At 46.2% G+C, this 3,754-nt stretch carries 5 protein-coding genes; 1 reads left to right on the top strand and 4 read right to left on the bottom strand.

Annotation, left to right across the window (positions count from 1 at the left end; genetic code table 11):
- The 3 genes from B3182_RS12245 to B3182_RS12235 all read right to left on the bottom strand — a co-directional run.
- A partial coding sequence (locus B3182_RS12245) for a DUF3488 domain-containing protein (RefSeq protein WP_292752935.1) occupies positions 1–935 on the bottom strand: 935 nt, incomplete at its 3' end.
- The gene (locus B3182_RS12240; RefSeq protein ID WP_292358120.1) at positions 925–1,887 is read right to left on the bottom strand and encodes a DUF58 domain-containing protein; all 963 of its coding nucleotides are present in this window, start codon (positions 1,885–1,887) and stop codon (positions 925–927) included. The genes B3182_RS12240 and B3182_RS12245, both read right to left, overlap by 11 nt.
- Positions 1,887–2,798, bottom strand: coding sequence for an AAA family ATPase (locus tag B3182_RS12235; RefSeq protein WP_292358122.1), 912 nt, complete (start codon positions 2,796–2,798; stop codon positions 1,887–1,889). The genes B3182_RS12240 and B3182_RS12235 overlap by 1 nt, the downstream gene beginning before the upstream one ends.
- Positions 2,799–2,887: 89 nt before the next feature.
- Between B3182_RS12235 and B3182_RS12230 the strand changes: the two genes are divergently transcribed.
- A complete protein-coding gene (locus B3182_RS12230; protein ID WP_292358123.1) occupies positions 2,888–3,181 on the top strand; it encodes a ferritin-like domain-containing protein in 294 nt (97 codons plus the stop codon).
- A 58-nt stretch (positions 3,182–3,239) separates the two neighbouring features.
- On the opposite strand, the gene B3182_RS12225 is transcribed toward B3182_RS12230, so the two are convergent.
- The coding region (locus B3182_RS12225; protein ID WP_292752932.1) for a TatD family hydrolase at positions 3,240–3,754 on the bottom strand (515 nt) is incomplete at its 5' end.

Here is a 3,754-nt window from a genome sequence, read left to right as displayed (position 1 = left end):
CGCCTGTCATGGGGCTCCAGGGTCATACTGTATGAAAAAGGCTCTCCGGCAACATGAATTTTCGTGCCGTTTTCATAACGTTTTTGATTGTCAGTTAATGGCAACCAGCGCTTGCCATCAGTGTGCCACAACACTGGTCCACGCCAATATAAGTCCTGGCGCTCAGGAAACTGATTGTTGTCGAACCTCACCCGAAAGGCTATGGCATCGGATTGAATTAACTGACTGATATTGCCGATGGTAATATTGTCTGCCATGCCGGTCACGGCACTGTTCTGCGACGGTACTTCGCCTAAGGTCATACTGTCGGGCAGACTATCCGGAATATCCATAGCGTCATTTGGCAAGCCCCAGATAGGGCCGGAAATCCTGGGAAACAGCACAAACAATAACAGCATCAGTGGCATGGCCTGTAAAACCATCACAGTTGATTGTTTAAGCCGATGTTTAATGGAGCTGTCCGATTCATTGGCAGAAATCAGACAGCTGGTCAGCAGGATCACATTGACCAGCATCAAAATGACGATTGGAATGCTCTGATTGAAGAAAAAATGGGTAATCACCAGGAAAAAACCCATGAAGCAACTCAGATAAACATCACGCAGATTTTTAACTTCAACCATTTTGAAGGCTGCCATGGTGGTCAATAAAGCCACCCCAGCATCACGGCCGATGGTAATCCCGTAACTGTAAAGCACCAGCACAATGGTCAATATCGCGCCGACGGAATGCAGCACTTTTAACAGGTGTTTATCCGCCGGTAGTGGCCATCCATACCAGCTATTCATTAATCGCCAGCCCATCATCAACAGAAATATCGCAGCAACCCACAGTGGTTGATAGAAAAAATGCGGAATGGCGATAATCGTCAATGTCACCATTAACCAGTGAATGGACGATTTAGAAGGGATTTCAGCTGAACGTTTATTGGCCATAAAGCGCCAGACTTCGCAGACAGAAATGACGATGCTGGTCGCCGGAATCTATCGCTATCGATTGCTTTGGCAGGATTAAACCGTATTGCATACCAGCGGTATCTGCAGTCAAAATCCACTGGCATAGTTGTGATAATTTCGCTTCAGTATCCGGTAAATCGGCTACATCGTCCCAGTTGAACAACATTTTTTGTCCGGAAGGACTGCTAAATTGTTTAGTTCGTAAAATGCCATCTCGAGCCAAGGCTTTCCAGGCAATATGCTGTCTGGCATCCCCCACGCGATAGCGATGAAAACCGGCAAAATCATCAAGACCCTGTTGATGCTGCAACGCTCCGGAATCTTCCATAGCAGAAGGTGGAGGCAACGGTTTGTTGCCCATTGGTCTGGGATAAATAAGAACCCGTTGTCGGATATCAATAAAAAACCAGCTCAGCAATAATCCAATAGGGTAGACACTGGAAAGCCTCATTCGCCCTAAATCCTGCCAGCCTCTTTTATTGGTGGGTATTGGAATCAGATGCAGGCTGGTTTGTTCTGCAGCAAGCTGAGGGGCTTTATACACAGGAAGATACCGGGAAAATTGTTTTAGCGGCCACCAACCTGAACGTGAGATTGATGGCAGATAAGCGATATCTAATTGTCGGATAGGTCGTGGACTATGATTGGTCAGGTTCAGTGGCAACAAAACAGGCTGCTGGCAAAAAACCGGTTCAGCGCGGCCCAGCTGATAATCAAGCTGGCGGACATTACGATAACTGTGATGCATGGCTACATGGCCGATACCTACCAGCAGAAAACACAGTAAGTGACCGAGACTGTTGTTGTAGTTAATAGCGCCAAGCAACATCACCAAGATTAATATCGAATAACTCAATCCATAGCGGCTGGGCAAAATAAATACCCGATAGCGTTGCTGTTGACGCCAGCGCTGCCAATATTGGCGCAACATCAGGGAATCGCAACCTGCTGCAGGATCTCGGCTGCCCAGTCTGCAGATTGCAAATGTTCACGTGCTTGCAGTCGATGCTGCACAATACTGGGGAAAATCGCCTGCACATCTTCTGGAATAACAAAATCTCGTCCGTTGATCATGGCCCAGGCCCGAGCGGCCTGAATCAAACCCAATCCGGCGCGTGGGGACAGACCATTATAAAATTGACCACTATTTCGAGTGTAGGCCAATAAGGCCTGCACATAATCAATCAACGCATCACTTAATGAAATTTTACTGGCTGCTTGCTGAAGCTGGATTAATTGGGGTGGCGTAATTTCAGCTTGCAATTGCTTGAGCATTTGACGTCTGTCTTCGCCTGTCAGCAAGGCACGTTCAGCTTGTTTATCCGGATAGCCAATCTGAATACGCATCAGAAAACGATCAAGCTGTGACTCAGGCAGGGGGAAGGTACCAACCTGATGAGCGGGATTTTGGGTCGCGATAACAAAAAAAGGATCTTCCAGAGGATGGCTGTCTCCCTCAATCGTAACCTGTTGCTCTTCCATGGCTTCAAGTAACGCACTTTGTGTGCGGGGAGAGGCCCGGTTAATTTCGTCGGCTAAGAGAAGTTGAGTAAAAATGGGGCCACGATGAAAACTGAACTGATGTTTTTCGGGGTCATAAATGGATACCCCAAGAATATCTGCCGGTAACATATCACTGGTAAATTGCACCCGTTGAAAACGGAGTCCCAACGTTGTGGCCAGAGTATGAGCCAGAGTGGTTTTGCCAACACCTGGCAGATCTTCAATTAATAAATGTCCCCGCGCCAGAAGACATGCTAATGCAAGTTTGACGGGTTGCTGTTTACCAAGAATGACTGAGTTAATGGCGTGGAGTATGCGTTCAGTGCTGCCTTGCGTCATGGAAAGTCCTGAATTGATTTAGGTTATTGTTGCTATCGGGATAGACATGCTATTTTCATCCGGGTTCTATTCATACTAAGGAATTGTATATGTCAAACGAAGGTTATCATGAGCCGTTTAGCGAATTATCAGACGAAACCAAGGATATGCACCGCGCCATAGTTTCGCTTATGGAAGAATTGGAAGCGGTCGACTGGTATAACCAGCGGGTTGATGCCTGTAAAGATCCTGAGTTGAAGAAAATTCTCGAGCATAATCGTGACGAAGAGAAAGAACATGCTGCGATGGCTTTGGAATGGATTCGTCGTAAGGACAAAAAAATGGATCAACATCTGCGTGATTATTTATTTACCGAAGGTGAAATTACTGAACACCACGATTAGGTCTTGTTTATCTTTCAGCTCTCAACAAAGGCGGAGATGAGAGATAAGCAAGCCCTAGTCAGATATTGAATAGTTGTCGACAATTTGCCGTGGTGATTTCAGCAATATACTCCGCTGATTCATCACGTAATTGACTTAGTTTTTCCATGATAACCGGGATGTTTTCAGGAGTATTGCGTTCTCCCTGATGACCACAAAGTGGCATATCTGGCGCATCCGTTTCCAACACGATTTGTGAGAGCGGTAATTCAGTAAACAGGCGTTGCAGTCTCTGTGCCCGTGGATAGGTTAACGCGCCTCCAACACCCAATAAAAAATTAAGTTTGCGGTATTGTTCTGCCTGTTGGGCACTGCCGCTGAAAGCATGCACGATGCCGCCGGATAATTTTTTCTGGCGAAGTACTTTTAAAACGTCATCATGGGCTTTGCGTACATGCAGGATAACCGGCAAATCAAACTGAACAGCAATATCAATCTGTGCTTCAAATAAGATGAGTTGAGAGGGGATGTCGGCATTTGCAACATAAAAATCCAAACCAATTTCACCAATGGCAATAGGCTGATATTGTTTCA

Origin of the sequence: Methylophaga sp. UBA4204, assembly GCF_002379485.1 — a bacterium.
Classification (GTDB): Bacteria; Pseudomonadota; Gammaproteobacteria; order Nitrosococcales; family Methylophagaceae; genus Methylophaga.
This window is presented reverse-complemented; position numbering and strand designations above follow the sequence as displayed.